The organism is Intestinicryptomonas porci (genome assembly GCF_033971905.1).
In the GTDB taxonomy this organism is placed as follows: Bacteria; Verrucomicrobiota; Verrucomicrobiia; order Opitutales; family Intestinicryptomonadaceae; genus Intestinicryptomonas; species Intestinicryptomonas porci.
The window spans coordinates 1-15,020 of record NZ_JALBUT010000007.1 but is presented as its reverse complement, the minus strand read 5'-3'; the positions used below and the strand labels follow the sequence as shown (position 1 = coordinate 15,020).

The following is a 15,020-nucleotide window of genomic DNA, read 5'->3' as shown; positions in this document are numbered from 1 at the left end:
GGCGCGGTTGCAATTTTTTGCGCGAAAGCCGCAAAAATGATTAAAGCTCTTTTGCGCAGACTTTCGCGGCAGAGATTGCGGCGGCATCTGACGCTTCCTCCGCTGTCTTTCCGCTTAGAATTTCAGAGACAAAACGCGCTGTGAAAGCGTCTCCCGCTCCGACGGTATCGACTATCTTTTCCACCTTGCTCTTGCCTGTTATTTCCTTATCTTCGCAGACTATCATGTGTCCGTCGGCCCCGCGGGTCAAAACCAGATAGTTTAGGTTGAACATCTTAAAAATCTTGCGCGCGCATTCGGTTTGGCTTCCGCATATCGAGAACATTTGGGAAATGACGGGCAGTTCTTCCTCGTTTATTTTCAGAATGTTTGCGATTTCCAGAGAGCTTGTTATTATTTCCTTTGAATAGAAGTTTTGGCGCAGATTTGCGTCAAAGACTTTCAGGCATTTTTTTGACGCTGACCGAATTATTTTGAAGAGGTTTTGTCGCGAAACGTCGCTTCTTTGCGCGAGAGTGCCGAATGCGATGGCGTTTGAACTCGCCGCAAATTCTACTGCCTGCGGTGTTATTTCGATTTTATCCCAGGCGGCAGGGGAGCATATTTCGTATGAAGGAGCGTTGTTTTCGATTTTTACGAGAACCTTGCCGGTTTCTTCGCCTTCAAGCTCCTGCACAAAATCGGAAGGCATTCCTTCGCGCGCCATAAAATTGAATACTTCCGCGCCATTTTCGTCTTTGCCTACCGCGCTTAAAATGTAGGCGTCCGCGCCGAACTTTCGTGAAAAGCGTGCAAAGTTAAACGGGGCTCCGCCCAAAATTTTTTTATTTTCAAAAATATCCCAAACAATTTCTCCGAAAGATAAAATTTTCTTTTGCATAATCTTGTTTTTTATCGGTTTTTAGACGTTTGTTTTTAAAGATTTTTTATTCAAAAAAATTTGCGGTTTGCAAAATGAAACTTTTTATAAAAAATCACGTTTAAACAATTATAAAATTTTTTAGTTTTGTCTATGAAGAAATCTTTACTTTCAAAGAGAAATTTTTTTGTTTTGATTGCGGTTTTGGCTGTGGCGTTGGGAGCTTATTTCCATTTTTCCGCGCCAACGGAGGAAATTCCGCCCTACAAAACTTCGGAAATCGCCCTTAGGGACATTACTGTTTCAATAGACGCGACGGGAACGGTGGAGCCTGAGGATTTGGTCGATGTCGGCGCGAGAGTTTCGGGGGAAATTTTGGAATTTGGCAAAGACGTTGACGGAAATCTTGTCGATTACGGCTCGCGAGTGAAAGAGGGCGAGCTTTTGGCACTTATTGATGACCAAATTCCCCAGTCGGATTTATTGGTTGCCAAGGCGAAGCTTAGCGCGGCAAACTCCAATTTGGAGCAGGCGAAAGCAAGCCTTGCGCAGGCAAAGGCGTCTTTCAACAGGGCGGAGCGTGACTGGCTCAGAATTAAAAACCTCGAAGTGGGGGAGGCAATTTCGCAGGCTTCGCACGATTCTTATCTTTCCGAATACGAGCAGTCCGCTGCTCAAATTGACGTCTGCAAGGCGTCCATAAAAACTGCACAGGCTGAAATCGAGCAGGCGCAGGCAAACGTGAAAACTGCGGAGCGCAATTTGAGCTACTGCAAAATTAAGGCGCCCGTTGACGGCGTTGTTATCGACAGAAAAGTGAACATAGGTCAGACGGTTGTTTCAAACATGAGCGTAAGCTCCCTCTTTTCGATAGCCAAAGACTTGAAAAAAATGGAAGTATGGGCGTCTGTAAACGAAGCCGACATAGGCTATGTTAAGCAGGGGCAAAACGTTTTGTTTACCGTGGATGCCATGCCCTCTGAAACATTTTACGGCAAGGTTGGCAAAATCAGGCTGAATGCCACCATGTCCCAAAACGTGGTGACTTACATCGTTGAAGTCGTGGTTGACAATTCCGACGAAAAGCTGCTGCCGTATCTCACTGCGAATTTGAAGTTTGAGGTCGAGTCTGCAAAAGGGGTATTGAGCGTGCCAAATTCCGCATTGAGATGGTCTCCTTTCGGCGCGTCGGAAAACTTGGGCAAGGGGCGCGGCGCAATTTGGATTTTGAACGGTTCGCAAATTTTCAAGGTGGAAGTTAAGACTGGAATTTCCGATGGCGCGTTTACCGCCGTTTATTCCGACAAGCTTAAAGGCGGCGAAATCGTGGTTACGGGCATAAATTCAAACGAAGAGGCGGCTTCTTCTGCGGCGTCCAATCCGTTTATGCCAAAACCTCCGCATGCCCGCAAGAAAAACGGCAAGTAAGGATTATGAATTTGATAAGTCTCAAAAACATCTGCAAAACCTACATCGTGGGCGATGTAAAACTGCCTGTTTTAAAGTCTATTTCCTTAGACGTCAAAAAAGGCGAGATGCTTGCGCTTACGGGGACTTCGGGGTCCGGCAAAAGCACGCTCATGAATATTTTGGGCTGTCTTGACCGTCCGACTTCGGGAGAGTATTTTTTGGAGGGCGTTGAAATTTCAAGACTCGACAACGACGGCAGGGCGGACGTCCGCAACAAAAAGATAGGCTTTGTCTTCCAGAGCTTCAATTTGCTTCCGAGAACTTCCGCCCTTGAAAACGTCATAATGCCGCTCTTTTACACGGCAAATCATTTGAGCGAAAAACAGATGCTTGAACGCGGCGAGCAAATGCTCGAAAAAGTCGGGCTTAAAGACAGAATGATGCACGAGCCATCCCAGCTTTCGGGAGGCCAGCAGCAGAGGGTCGCAATCGCGAGGGCTCTTGTAAATTCTCCCGAAATCCTATTTGCGGACGAGCCTACGGGGAATTTGGACAGCAGAATGAGCGAGGAAATCATGGATATGTTCTGCCAAATAAACGAATGCGACGGAGTGAGCGTCGTGCTTGTGACGCACGAGCCGGAAATCGCCGAAAAGGCGAAGAGGGTGGTGCGCTTAATTGACGGAGAAATAACAGACGACAGGATTATATGAAAAACTGGCGCATATTGAAATCGGCATTAAAGTCCATTTTGCGCAATCCCATGCGCACGTTTTTGACGACACTTGGCATTGTGATTGGCATTGCCGCGGTCATTGCCCTCATGGAAGTCGGAGCCGGCGCGCAGGACAGTTTAAAAAAGAGCATTTCCGCCATGGGCGTAAATTCCATAACTGTACGCCCCGGTGCGGGAATGATGGGCGGGGTCAGCTCAGGCGCGGGTTCAAAGGCGAATTTGACGGCGCAGGATGTTTCGGAAATTTTAAAGGAATGCCCGTCCGTAAAGCTTGCCACTCCCGTGATTTCAGTCAGGGGGCAGGTTGTTTACGGCGGCAAAAACTGGAGTCCGTTCGGCATCAGCGGCGTCAACGAAGATTATCTTGAAATCGGCAACTGGCAGGTTGAAGACGGAGAAATGTTTTCAAAATTGCAGGTATTAAGAGGGTCGAAAGTATGCCTTATAGGCTCTACCGTAAAACGTGAATTGTTTGGGAGTGAAGACCCTCTCGGCAAAGACATACGCATACAAAATGTGCTTTTCAAGGTGATAGGGGTTCTTAAAAGCAAGGGCGCGAACATGATTGGCATGGACCAGGACGACACTGTGATAGCTCCGTGGACTGCCGTTAAAGCGCGGCTTACGGGCGCGGGGCAGACTTCCATTTCATCGGTATCCTCTTCCTCTTCGACTACGGCAACTTCCACTTCTTCAACTTATCCCGACGCCACAAGCCTTTATCCGCCGTCGTCTGACTCCAATTTGCCGCCAGTGCGCTTTCAGAATGTTGACAGCATTTCCGCATGGGCGAGAACTCCCGAGCTTGTAGATTCCGCCGTGGAGGAAATAACGAAGGTTTTGCGCTCTACCCACAAGCTTGCAAGCGGTGTCGAAAACGATTTTCAAATCCGCACAATGTCCGAATTTTCCGATTTCCTTACGGGCTCTACCAAGAACATGACAAACCTTTTGCTTTGCGTGGCGTTCATTTCGCTTATCGTGGGAGGTGTCGGCATCATGAACATAATGCTTGTATCCGTGACTGAAAGGACGCGAGAAATCGGGCTTAGAATGGCGGTTGGCGCGAAAAAGCGCGACATACTCCGCCAGTTTCTCGTGGAATCTGTCGTGATATGCTTTATGGGCGGATTGATTGGCATTGCTTTCGGGCACGGTGCGTCAATGGTTTTGGCGTCTGCGATGAAGTGGCCCTCGACCGTTTCTTACTCCGCAATATTGCTCTCTGTGGGTGTTTCCGTTTTGGTGGGGGTGGTGTTCGGATATTATCCCGCATGGAAAGCCGCAAGACTTGACCCTATTGAAGCTTTGAGATATGAATAAAAAATACATGCCTTTGTTTTTTGCCGCGTTGTTGTTCGGTTGCGCGGTCGGCCCCGACTTTGAAAAACCCGAATACGGGCAAATGCCGAAGTCTTTCGACGCTGAAAACGCCCCTCTTTTCAAGGCGGTGGAAGACGGTGGCGACATCGAAAAGTGGTGGGAAGTTTTTGACGACCCGCTTCTAAATTCTTTGATAGAGCGGGCGTTGGAGCATAATTTCGACTTGAACATCGCAAGAATTTCTGTTGAGCAGGCGGGGTATCAGCTTGGAATTTCCAAAAGCGGGCTCTTTCCCGTTTTGGACGCAAAGGGCGGCTTTGCCGAAAGGGGAAACATGAGTGGCTCTTCTCGCGGCTACACTTCCGCGGAGCTTGGAGTCGGATGGGAAATCGACGTATTCGGCGGCGTCCGCAGGGGCATTGAAAGCGTGGAAGCTGATTACATGGCGGCGGAGGCGAATAAGAATGCGGTTCGCATAAAGGTTGCAAGCGATGTTGCAAGCGCCTATTTTCTTTACAGGTTTTACTGCGAGGATTTGTCTATTACCCGCAAAAATTTGGAGACGCAGGAAAAGACGTTGAAAGTCATAAAAGAGCGTTTGGAAAACCGCCTGATTGCAAAGCTCGACTATGTGCGCTCCGAAGCCCAGCTTAGGTCAACGCTTTCGCAAATCCCTTCCATAGAAGCGCAAAAGGAGTCGGCAAGGTACGCCCTCGAACTTCTGCTCGGCTTAAATTCTGGCGCGCTCAAAGAGGAGCTTAAAGACGTTTCGGGGCTTCCCGAATTTGAGAAATTCGTTTCCCTGCAAGTCCCCGCAAAACTCTTGGAACGCCGCCCCGATATAATTGAGGCGGAATACAAGCTTCATTCTGCCGTCGCAAAAATAGGAGAGGCGGAGGCTGACTTTTATCCAAAGTTTTCGATAACGGGCAATATTTCGTACAGCGCGCCCGCGAAGGCGAACTTGTTTGACAGCCAATACGGCTCTTGGAGCGTCGGACCTACTGTTTCGTGGAATTTGTTTAGCTCGGGCAAGACTTATTACAACGTGAAATTGCAGGAGTCGCTTGCAAAAGAAGCGGGCGTTTCTTGGGAGAAGGTGGTTGCAACCGCCGTTAAAGAAGTACAGGAAGCCATGGTTTCTTCCGTGAAACAGCGCGAGAAAACGGAAATTCTTAAAGATGTTGTAAAGAGCAATGTCGATGCCTACGAGCTTTCTTTCAAGCTTTTCAAGGCGGGAGAATTGGAGTTTTTGGACTTGCTTGACGTCCAGCGCACAATGCTTGTGGCAGAGCAGTCTCTGCTGGAATCGCGCAGACAGTCCTTGGATAACATCATTCTTCTTTATAAGTCCCTCGGCGGCGGATGGCAAAACAACGCCGAAAATAAAGATTAGTCTTTTGCCAATTTTGAAAATCCGAAAAATCTTGTTTTTTTTCGGATTTTTTTACATATTTTTGGAAAATTGAATATTTAAACAATATAAAAGGAAGTTGTATGGAAGATTTTAAAATCGCGAGTGAAGTCAAGCTTACGGGCATTTCAAGGCGCAAATTCTTAAAAATGATGTCGGCGGCGGGGCTTGGAACAATGGCTTTCGGCGCAAGCGGATGCTCGTCAAGCAGCGCAAGCGGCAAAATCGTGATTATAGGTGGCGGGGCTGCGGGTATCAGCATGGCGGCGCGCTTAAAGAGACTCCTTTCAAATCCGAATATCACAATCATAGACCCGAGCGACTTGCACTACTATCAGCCGGGATTTACCCTCATAGCTTCGGGTGTGTATTCTCCCGACGAAGTTTACAAAAAACAGTCGGATTGCATTCCAAGCGGCGTCAAGTGGGTGAAAGACAGCGTCGTCGGTGTAGATCCCGACAAAAACAAGGTCATGACCTTGAAAAACGGCGTTATAGATTACGACTTTCTTGTATTGGCTCCCGGCTTGCAGATAAATTGGGACGGAGTTGAAGGCATAACCCGCGAGACTTTGGGACAGGGCGACGCCTATTGCATATACGACCATCAAGGCGCAATCCGCACATGGCAGGGAATGCAGAAATTCGTCGAAAAAGGCGGAAGAGGCATTTATACCGACACTTACACAAAGCATAAATGCGGCGGCGCGCCCAAGAAAATATGCCTGCTTTCCGAACACCTCGCTCGCAAAAAGGGAACGCGCAAAAATTTGAAGCTCGATTTCTTCACCGCAAGCAAAGTTCTTTACGATGTTCCTTACTTCACGCCGAGGCTTTTGGAAATATACAAGGAGCGCGATGTTTCGATTTCAACGAGAGTCCGCGTAAAGGGCGTTGACACCTTCGCAAAGAAAGTCCACATGGAAAAAATCGTCGTCTCTTCCGAAAAGCAGAAAGACGCAAACGGGGTTGAAAAAGTCGTCGAAAAAAGAACCTACGAACCGTTTGTGGAAGATTACGACTTTTTGCATTTTCTGCCCCCGATGACGGCTCCCGATTTCGTTAAGCAGTCGGGGTTAAGCTGGACGGAAGGCAAACTCGCCCCCGAAGGCTGGGCGGCGACAAACAAGGAAACGCTTGTCCACAATAAGTACAAAAACATTATGGTTGTGGGCGACGTTGCTGGAATTCCGACATCAAAAACGTCGGCTGCCATTCGCAAACAGGCTCCCGTTGCGGCAAAAAATTTGGTTTCGATAATGGAAGGCAAAGAGCCTGCCGAAAAATATAACGGATACGCCGCATGCCCGATTGTGACCGAATACGGCAAGCTCATAATGTGCGAATTCGACTACGACAAAAAAGAGCAAATATCCTTCCCGTTAAATTTCTGGGACATGTCGAAAGAGCAGGCGGTTGGCTGGTACTTGAAAGTGTATATGCTAAAACCGCTCTACTTCTACGGAATGCTAAACGGCTTGGTGTAATAAACTCTTGGCATAACTTACAAAACATTTAAAATTCAAAACTCCCGAAAACAATCTTCTGGAGTTTTTTTTACGGCAATTCTTTTCTTATGAATTTCCTCAGCGTCGATTCTCAAACTTGCAACGATTGCGATATGTCTTTTAATTTCTCGCCCGACTTTAAAAGATTTTTAATTTGCTCTTTTCTAAGTATTAATTTTTCCGTTTTTGGGCTTTTCCCGAAAGGTCTGCCCTGTTTTGCCCCTTGGGTTTTTTTTCTTGCGAGAGCCTCTATTGTCCTTGCAGAAATCAAATTGCGCTCTATTTCCGCGCTAAGTCCGAACGCAAAAGCTAGAACTTTTGAATTGATGTCGTTGCCAAACTTGTAGCCTTCTTTTTTGGAAAATATCGTGATTTTGCGTTCTATGCATAGGCTTAAAATATTCATAATGTCTATGATGCTACGCCCAAGTCGCGATATTTCAGAGACAATCAACATATCATTTGCTTCCATTTTGCGCAGAAGCATGTTTAGCTTGCGGTATTTTAGCTCTTTTGTTCCGCTTATGGTTTCCTGAACCCAAATATCTATTTTTATATCGTTTGCAATGCAGTATGTTTCTATTTCAAAACGCTGATTTTCAAGCGTTTGCTTTTCTGTACTTATTCTTAAATATGCGTAGTTCATAAAAAATAAATTGACTTCTCAGGTTGAAAATTGTTATAAAAACGTCCGTTTAAAAAAAATTAAATTTCAAAAATGTTTTTTCTTGGGACGCAAAAAATAAACAAGTATAACTATTTGAAATTCAAATTATTATAAATGACCCTAAAAAAACATTTTCAATTAACAACCAAAATGAAAAACTCAACTAAAAAGACGAACTTTAAACGGACGTTTTTTTGCGCCGAACCGTCTTATAAGGTTTTTGTCATAAATTTGGACAGGTCTTTCGATAGGCTTGAACAAATGGCGATGCAGTTAAAAAACATTGGTTGGGATTTTGAACGTATTTCGGCTGTTGATGGAAATGCTCAAATAGATGAATTTCTCGATAAATATTATTCAAAGGAATTAAATAGAAAAAAATATTATATTCCGCTAAAAAAAGCGGAAATAGGCTGTTATATAAGCCATTTGAAGGCTTGCGAAAAAATTGTGCGGGATAATTTGGATTATGCCATTATACTGGAAGACGACATAATTTTAGAGCCATATTTTGAAATAATACCTCATGTCTTAAACTCCATAGATAAAAAATGGAACTACATAAAATTATTTTTTTCAGGAAGGAAGAAAAAAATAATAGAGAGAACTCCTGTTGATGTTGGGATTTTTTATGATTCTCCGTATGAGTTTGAGCTTGTAAAATGGAAAAAGCCTCCTTTTGGGACACAAGCTTATGTAATAAGTCGTGAAGGTGCGGTTGAATTTTTGAAAAAACGATCGGTTTTTTATCGCCCTATAGATGTGGATTTGCAATTCACTTGGGAAACAAATCTTGATGTGATGGGCTTGATTCCCCAGTTATGCTCGCATTCTAATGTTGAATCTGAAATAGGGGAACGGGATTTGAATAAGGAATACCATCATCCATTGGCAAAACTTGTTTATAAATTCAAATATTTAATTTTATCTATTTTTAAGTAGCCGATGGATGCTTTGAATTTTAAAATATTTGTAATAAATATGCCCAAATCGAAAGAGCGTTGGGAATATGTAAAATCCCAAATTGAAAGGCTTGGTTTTGCTTGTGCTCGTTCGGATGGAATTGATGTTTCTGCTTTGGGAAAAAATGAATTGGACAAATATTATTCTTGCGAAAAAAATAGAAAAACCTATCCCAAACCTTTAACCAAAGGCGAAATCGGATGCCATATAGCCCATATAAAATGTTGGGAGAAAATTGTATCGGAAGACCTCAATTTTGCTGTTGTTCTTGAAGATGATATTTTTATAGACGGCAAATTCCCGCAGGCAATAGATTTCATAAAAAAGCATTTTAACAAATGGGATTTCATTCGCTTGCAAGTCGAAACCAAAAAACGCTTATTGTATAATAAAGAGGATTTCGGGGATTTTTCAATTTGTGAATTTATAAGAAATTCGGGATGTTTTTGGGGATATGCTTTAAATAAAAAAACGGCACAGACACTCCTAAGCAATATACTGCCATTTGGAATTACCGCAGATTCCAACATGCACATATACCACAAATTCAATATTGACGTTAAAACTCTTCTACCTCCCGTTGTTTTTGCAAGAAGCAATAATGATTCGGACATAGAGCTTTTTGGAAAGCGCAAAAAACAGCGTAATTTTTATCCGTTTGCGCGGCAGGTTTTCTCAATTTCTACGTATTTTGGCAGAATTTGCCAACTTATAAAAAGGGACGGAATTAAAAAATTTATTCTTAAAATTACAAAAATAAGGAAAGTATAACATGAGTGGAATTTTTAACATAGCCTATGCGATAAACGATGGATTTGTAAATCCAACATGTGTTTCAATTTTTTCGCTTTTGAAAAACAACAAAAAATATAATATATATATCAATATTATATATTCTTCTCTTTCCGAAGAAAATATAAGAAAAATCCGCATGATGGAAAATTTTTTCTCAAATGTAAAATTCCATTTTCATAAAATAGAAGAAGACCGTTTTCTTAGATTGAAACTTCCGGTAAAACATATAACAGTCGAAACGTATTTTCGCTATATTCTTCCTGAAATTTTGCCAAGTCTTAACAGCGTTTTGTATCTTGATGGAGATACTATAATAAATGGAGATATATCAAAACTTTTTGTTGAAGATATTTCCGGATATTACTGCGCGGGAGTTCCTGATTTTATGAATATGAACGTGGAATATAAAAAATCTCTTGGAATTAACAGCTTTTATATAAATGCCGGAGTTATCTTATATAATCTTTCTGAAATTCGAAAATCAAATATAGTAGATCTTTTATTTAGTATTTCACATGAAAGAGATTTTAAGTTTTGTGATCAGGACGTGATTAATATTGTTTTTGACGGAAAAATAAAAGAACTCGACATAGTTTATAATTTTAAGCATATCCATCAAAAAATTTTTTCTAAAAAATTTAAAGACGCAAAAATTGTTCACTATATAGGAACCAATAAACCTTGGAAGAAGTTTTCTTTTAGCGCATGGAGATGGTTATGGTATAAATATTTCATTTTATTATTGTTTCAAAGTTTTATGATTAAAAAAAGAAAATATAATAAAATAAATATGTAATTTTAATATATTTTTTGCTTAAGCATAGGATTATGAATCTGAAAAAATTATTTTATTTGAAAGAGTTGGATTCTCATTTGATTATCCATTTTTTGGGATTGAGGCTGATGTTTAAACATAGATGTTTATTTAAATATAAACCGGCAACTTCTTATGGGTTATCTGATGAATTGAGAAGCCCAAAATTGGTTGTATCTTTGACAACATTTCCTAAAAGAATAAAAACGGTGCATTTGACGATTAATACTTTGTTAAGACAGAGCATAAAGCCGAATGTTTTAATATTGTGGCTCGCACGGGAGCAATTTCCAAAAGGAGAAGAAGAATTGCCTGAAAATTTATTAAAACTAAAAGATTTTGGGCTTACCATTGATTGGTGTGAAGATTTAAAATCTTATAAAAAGCTGATTCCTTCATTAAAAAAATATCCCAATGATATTATCATTACAGCAGACGATGACTTGTATTACGAAGAGGATTGGTTGGAAAGTTTGTATGCGGCATATTTAAAAAATCCGAATAATATTTATGTAAGAAGGGCAGGGCGAATAATAGTTTTGGAAAATAAATTTAAAACTATCTCAAATAGAAAACATTTATATACCAACTATTTTTATCCAAGCTATAAAAATGTTTTATTAGGAGGTTCGGGATGTCTTTTTCCGCCCGATTCTTTACACGGAGATATTTTAAATGTTGAAAAGATAAAATATCTACTTCCCACTCAAGACGATTTTTATTTTTGGACAATGGCGGTTTTGAAAAAAACAAAAATAGGCGTAGTTAAAGGTTTTGATGCCCACTTGTATTGCATTGAAGGAAGCCAGAAGCACGGATTATGCAAAATAAACAGAAAAAACAATGCGGCTGGCTTGTCGGGAGATGAGGCTTGCGAGAAAATTTTGCATGCTTACCCCGAAATCATGGATATTTTAAAAGAAGAATAAGATTTAATTATATTAAAGAATTTTTTACCCAAATGACCTTTGTTTAAAACCTCAGCTGGATTTGCGTTCGGAATATGTGCATGTTAGTTTCGATGTCTCCGAAAAATCTCGAGTTCACTGGATGGTCGAAGATTGCGTATTCGTAGCCCGCAAAGAACTTGAAGTTATGGTCGCGTATGTACCAGCAAAGCCCGCCGTATATCGTCGTTGCGCGGTCAAAATAGATGTCGAATGGTCGGGGATGCGAGCTTGATTTCGCTCCCGTAAGCACGTCTTTGGGCAGTATCCCTTTTCCATCTGTAAAAATTTGGCTAAGCCTTCCCACGAGGCTAAGCCTTCCGTATTTATTAAAATCAAGGATAAAATATTCCGCATTAAAATTGTATCCGACGGGCGTCGCGTAGCCGTTTCTGTCAAGCGAACCGTATTCAATGTTTGAAATTACGGATTCAAGCCACATCGTTAAATCGTCTTTGTATTTTAGCTCCACAAAGGGATTTACTTGGAAAATCGAGCCGTATTTATCGTTTGAAACGATAAATGCCTGGTTGCCGAACCCTGTCTTTGCTCCAAATGTTATTTTGAAGTCTTCGCAAAATTTTTTCGAATAGAAAAATGCCGCCCATAAATTTACATTGTTTGCGCTTACAGGATTGGATTCTTTTCCCGACAAATGCGAGTGCAGCATTATGGTGTTATTCATCGAGTTTGTCAGGGCAAGGTGGTATTTAAAGCCGTCAAAACCGCGCACTTCGCCATCCCAAAACAGCCCCGTGTAGCGCATGCCCATGCCGATTCTGCTATTGTTTTGGGCGTAGAAAAAATATCTGGAAACGATAGAAGTATCGATTGTGGGAATTTTGAAAGCGCCTATGATTTCTTCATAGCCCATTTGCACCTTTTTAAACCCGATGTTCAATGTCCCGCTTGTGAAATCAAAATCGAGCTTCTTGGCAACGTAGCAGTTCAAAAGGTAGTCGGAGCCGCTTGTGTTTCTTCTGCAAAAGTCGATATCTATGGCGGCTTTCCAGTTGTCGGGGATTTCAGCGAGAAAGCCCATGTAGGCTCTTCTTAAAATAAAACCTCCCCAATCTTCGCCACTTTCATGGGTGGTTTCGCTATACATGTAGTTCGACATTATTTGGGCGAACCCCCATACTTTTGTTTTTATCGCGCCGTCTTTTTGCGGGAAGACCAAAGCCAAATCTTTTGCGATTTTTGAGGCTTCGTCTTTTGATATGATGTTTTTGCCGCAAAGGTTGTCCAATACGTCCTTGTCTTGCGAAAAAGCCACTTGCATTGACGCCAAAGCCGCAATAGCGAGCGTTAAAAACTTTATGGCTTTTGCAATATTCATAAATCCAAAATATGTTCGTTTGTGAAAATATTTTTGCAAGCTTAATATGCCTTTTAACTAAAATCTGCTTGCAATATTTAATTTTTTGATGTCTGCTTTTTCGATTAAAAAATTATATGGAAATATTTGTAAGCAATTTGCCGCACTCCGCGGAATCGGGGGAAATCGAAACGCTGTTTGCCTCGTTTGGCAAAGTCGATAAAATAAAAATTTTAAAGGATAAATTTTCGGGAAAACCGCGCGGAATGGCGTTTGTTGCAATGTCCGAGGACGCCGACGCAAAAGGCGCAATAGAATCTTTGAACGGATTTATGATGCAGGGCAGGGCGATAAAAGTCGAAAAAGCGCGCTCTCGCACCTCCAAAAGCGGCGGGTTTAATGGATTTCGCCCAAAGACGTCTTTTGATTTTGACGCGGAAAGAAACGGTAAAAAACGATTCTTCAAAAATTCTCCAAAGGGCAGGGGATTTTTAAAGGACGGTCAAAAAAAAGTTCCCTAACGGCGACAAAAATTTTTCAAAAGACCGCCCAAGCTTTTCCAAGCGCAAATTTGGCGAATAAAAACTTGCAGCCTTTCTTAAATGCTACATAATTACGAATCAATTAAAAGATTGGTAATTATGACGCTTATTGAATTTTTTGGGTCTTTGATATGCTTGATTCTTTTGACCATGCCACTTTTCTTGGTTTCTTATGCTATTGGTTCGCACTATAAATTGATATTCTTTTCAAATAGAAATATGGCGATATTTTTTGCTGTATATTTTCTTTCTTTTTGTGCGTTTATAATATCAGTTTATGTGAATTGGGGATGGGGTGTTTAATATGACTGCGTTTGACGAATTGTTTATTGGGCTGATTATGTGTTTTATAATATTAGATTATCTTTTCTTATTTACTTTTCCCGTGTTTGCTGTGCTAACTATAATTGGCTTAATTAAAAAGTGGAGTTTCTATAATTTAAAGAATATTTTTATTATAATGTTTGCTTATATTATGGATTGTGGAATATTTTTATTCTTGCCGTATTGCGTTATGCAAAGTTTTCACTTAATTCAGTCATAATTATAAATTGGAAAGGTTCACGAAATGTCAAATAAATGGAAATTAACTTCTTATCTTGTATTTAACGGTAAAGGTAGGATGTGCCGTAGAGACTTTATAATGTTCAATGCGATATTTTATGCCATAGGTGGAGTTGTTTGTGCAATTTATTTATTGTGCTTGCATTTGATAGGCTTTTTTGAAATAGATCCCGAAACAAACCCAATGACGAATAGCCAAATGTTTGCCTTGATTGGATTGGTATTTATAGTTTTGTTGCTTTATTTAGTCCCATTTCTTGCGATGGGTATATTTGCGTCAATTCGCCGTTTGCACGACATAAATTTGTCCGGTTGGTGGATTTTGCTTTTTATGCTGATTAGTTTGATATCTCGAGGATTTGGCGGAACACTGTGCACGATATTTTTAATGGTTAAAAAGGGTAGTGTCGGAGAAAATAAATACGGTGTCGATCCATTGGAATGACAAAATTGGAGAAAACTTAATTCTTTTATAGACATTTTACTGTTATCAATTATTTCAATTTTAACACCAAGTTCGGTGATCAAATCATTTAATTTTGGATATTTTTCACTTTTATACATTTTCGCGGCGTTTGTACCATTGAAAATTATAACACAAGGAACGATTTCAGCGTTTTCGTCAATCGTACAATAGGGTTTATTGAAATCTCCTATAAACTTTTATTTATGACCTTATTGAAGATATAATCCAACACCGCAGATACAGAAACTTTGAATTTAAGCGAAGCGCGAATGAGATTTTGCCGTAGGCAAAAGACCCGCAGGGCGAGACAGTTTGCGCATGCAAACGCGAGTCAAAACTATAGACTGAGAGTGCTCGTAGAATGCGGAGTCAAACTATGAAAAATCTATTATCGAAAAATTCCTTTCACAATATTTGGTGTTGTCCAAATTTATGCAAAAAACTCGAGACAATTTGAAACAACAAGGTTTTAAGATATGGGGGGGGGGATTGCGCTTGCACGCCATCCTTTGTTTCTCCTTATGGAAAAAACTTTTAAACTGCGCACCGCTTGCGCTTTGCTTGTTTTTTCGCTCATCGTCAAAGGTAGTGGGATGAGGGTAGAAGAAGTAGAAAAAAATGGAGGCAAAGAGGACGGAAGTCCTACAATGCCTCTTATGCTGTTTAGTTTTTATAGAGTAATACGAAGTTGGCG

The 15,020-nt window shown here is 41.1% G+C and carries 15 protein-coding genes; 12 read left to right on the top strand and 3 right to left on the bottom strand.

Annotation, left to right across the window (positions count from 1 at the left end; genetic code table 11):
* Positions 1–40 precede the first annotated feature (40 nt).
* Positions 41–880 (bottom strand): PfkB family carbohydrate kinase, encoded by an 840-nt coding sequence (locus tag MOX91_RS06540; RefSeq protein ID WP_370397280.1) that lies wholly within the window; start codon positions 878–880, stop codon positions 41–43.
* A gap of 132 nt (positions 881–1,012) precedes the next feature.
* Here MOX91_RS06540 and MOX91_RS06535 point away from each other — a divergent pair, with 132 nt between their 5' ends.
* The 5 genes from MOX91_RS06535 to MOX91_RS06515 all read left to right on the top strand — a co-directional run bounded on the left by MOX91_RS06535 (position 1,013) and on the right by MOX91_RS06515 (position 7,229).
* Positions 1,013–2,287: an efflux RND transporter periplasmic adaptor subunit gene (locus tag MOX91_RS06535; protein ID WP_370397279.1), complete on the top strand. Its 1,275-nt coding sequence runs from the start codon at positions 1,013–1,015 to the stop codon at positions 2,285–2,287.
* Positions 2,288–2,292: 5 nt separating this feature from the next.
* A complete protein-coding gene (locus MOX91_RS06530; protein WP_370397278.1) occupies positions 2,293–2,982 on the top strand; it encodes an ABC transporter ATP-binding protein in 690 nt (229 codons plus the stop codon).
* On the top strand, positions 2,979–4,328 hold the full coding sequence (locus MOX91_RS06525; protein ID WP_370397277.1) for an ABC transporter permease: 1,350 nt from the start codon (positions 2,979–2,981) through the stop codon (positions 4,326–4,328). The genes MOX91_RS06530 and MOX91_RS06525 overlap by 4 nt, the downstream gene beginning before the upstream one ends.
* Complete coding sequence (locus MOX91_RS06520) at positions 4,321–5,724, top strand: efflux transporter outer membrane subunit (RefSeq protein ID WP_370397276.1); 1,404 nt, start codon at positions 4,321–4,323, stop codon at positions 5,722–5,724. The genes MOX91_RS06525 and MOX91_RS06520 overlap by 8 nt, the downstream gene beginning before the upstream one ends.
* Before the next feature lie 101 nt (positions 5,725–5,825).
* Positions 5,826–7,229: an NAD(P)/FAD-dependent oxidoreductase gene (locus MOX91_RS06515; RefSeq protein ID WP_370397275.1), complete on the top strand. Its 1,404-nt coding sequence runs from the start codon at positions 5,826–5,828 to the stop codon at positions 7,227–7,229.
* Positions 7,230–7,341: 112 nt separating this feature from the next.
* On the opposite strand, the gene MOX91_RS06510 is transcribed toward MOX91_RS06515, so the two are convergent.
* Entirely contained in the window at positions 7,342–7,896 is a 555-nt protein-coding gene (locus tag MOX91_RS06510; RefSeq protein WP_370397274.1) for a recombinase family protein, read from the bottom strand.
* A gap of 171 nt (positions 7,897–8,067) precedes the next feature.
* Here MOX91_RS06510 and MOX91_RS06505 point away from each other — a divergent pair, with 171 nt between their 5' ends.
* Genes MOX91_RS06505 through MOX91_RS06490 form a run of 4 tightly spaced genes read left to right on the top strand, consistent with a single transcriptional unit; the run spans position 8,068 to position 11,418 of the window.
* A complete protein-coding gene (locus MOX91_RS06505; protein ID WP_370397273.1) occupies positions 8,068–8,859 on the top strand; it encodes a glycosyltransferase family 25 protein in 792 nt (263 codons plus the stop codon).
* A 3-nt stretch (positions 8,860–8,862) separates the two neighbouring features.
* A complete protein-coding gene (locus MOX91_RS06500; RefSeq protein WP_370397272.1) occupies positions 8,863–9,651 on the top strand; it encodes a glycosyltransferase family 25 protein in 789 nt (262 codons plus the stop codon).
* Between the two features lies 1 nt (position 9,652).
* The gene (locus MOX91_RS06495; protein WP_370397271.1) at positions 9,653–10,471 is read left to right on the top strand and encodes a glycosyltransferase family 8 protein; all 819 of its coding nucleotides are present in this window, start codon (positions 9,653–9,655) and stop codon (positions 10,469–10,471) included.
* 32 nt (positions 10,472–10,503) lie between these two features.
* Entirely contained in the window at positions 10,504–11,418 is a 915-nt protein-coding gene (locus tag MOX91_RS06490; protein WP_370397270.1) for a glycosyltransferase family protein, read from the top strand.
* A 43-nt stretch (positions 11,419–11,461) separates the two neighbouring features.
* Here the strand turns inward: MOX91_RS06490 and MOX91_RS06485 are convergent, their stop codons facing one another.
* Positions 11,462–12,775 carry a putative porin gene (locus MOX91_RS06485; protein ID WP_370397269.1) on the bottom strand — a complete coding sequence of 438 codons (1,314 nt, stop codon included), beginning with the start codon at positions 12,773–12,775 and terminating at the stop codon, positions 11,462–11,464.
* A gap of 116 nt (positions 12,776–12,891) precedes the next feature.
* On the opposite strand from MOX91_RS06485, the gene MOX91_RS06480 reads away from it, so the two are divergent.
* The 3 genes from MOX91_RS06480 to MOX91_RS06470 all read left to right on the top strand — a co-directional run.
* Positions 12,892–13,275, top strand: coding sequence for an RNA recognition motif domain-containing protein (locus tag MOX91_RS06480; protein WP_370397268.1), 384 nt, complete (start codon positions 12,892–12,894; stop codon positions 13,273–13,275).
* A 589-nt stretch (positions 13,276–13,864) separates the two neighbouring features.
* Positions 13,865–14,305, top strand: coding sequence for a DUF805 domain-containing protein (locus MOX91_RS06475; protein WP_370397267.1), 441 nt, complete (start codon positions 13,865–13,867; stop codon positions 14,303–14,305).
* 497 nt (positions 14,306–14,802) lie between these two features.
* The coding region (locus tag MOX91_RS06470) for a hypothetical protein (protein WP_370397266.1) at positions 14,803–15,020 on the top strand (218 nt) is incomplete at its 3' end.

Bases quoted from the DNA above. Each gene is read 5' to 3' on its own strand.
- MOX91_RS06540 (WP_370397280.1), bottom strand. From the start codon at position 880: ATGCAAAAGAAAATTTTATCTTTCGGAGAAATTGTTTGGGATATTTTT.
- MOX91_RS06535 (WP_370397279.1), top strand. From the start codon at position 1,013: ATGAAGAAATCTTTACTTTCAAAGAGAAATTTTTTTGTTTTGATTGCG.
- MOX91_RS06530 (WP_370397278.1), top strand. From the start codon at position 2,293: ATGAATTTGATAAGTCTCAAAAACATCTGCAAAACCTACATCGTGGGC.
- MOX91_RS06525 (WP_370397277.1), top strand. From the start codon at position 2,979: ATGAAAAACTGGCGCATATTGAAATCGGCATTAAAGTCCATTTTGCGC.
- MOX91_RS06520 (WP_370397276.1), top strand. From the start codon at position 4,321: ATGAATAAAAAATACATGCCTTTGTTTTTTGCCGCGTTGTTGTTCGGT.
- MOX91_RS06515 (WP_370397275.1), top strand. From the start codon at position 5,826: ATGGAAGATTTTAAAATCGCGAGTGAAGTCAAGCTTACGGGCATTTCA.
- MOX91_RS06510 (WP_370397274.1), bottom strand. From the start codon at position 7,896: ATGAACTACGCATATTTAAGAATAAGTACAGAAAAGCAAACGCTTGAA.
- MOX91_RS06505 (WP_370397273.1), top strand. From the start codon at position 8,068: ATGAAAAACTCAACTAAAAAGACGAACTTTAAACGGACGTTTTTTTGC.
- MOX91_RS06500 (WP_370397272.1), top strand. From the start codon at position 8,863: ATGGATGCTTTGAATTTTAAAATATTTGTAATAAATATGCCCAAATCG.
- MOX91_RS06495 (WP_370397271.1), top strand. From the start codon at position 9,653: ATGAGTGGAATTTTTAACATAGCCTATGCGATAAACGATGGATTTGTA.
- MOX91_RS06490 (WP_370397270.1), top strand. From the start codon at position 10,504: ATGAATCTGAAAAAATTATTTTATTTGAAAGAGTTGGATTCTCATTTG.
- MOX91_RS06485 (WP_370397269.1), bottom strand. From the start codon at position 12,775: ATGAATATTGCAAAAGCCATAAAGTTTTTAACGCTCGCTATTGCGGCT.
- MOX91_RS06480 (WP_370397268.1), top strand. From the start codon at position 12,892: ATGGAAATATTTGTAAGCAATTTGCCGCACTCCGCGGAATCGGGGGAA.
- MOX91_RS06475 (WP_370397267.1), top strand. From the start codon at position 13,865: ATGTCAAATAAATGGAAATTAACTTCTTATCTTGTATTTAACGGTAAA.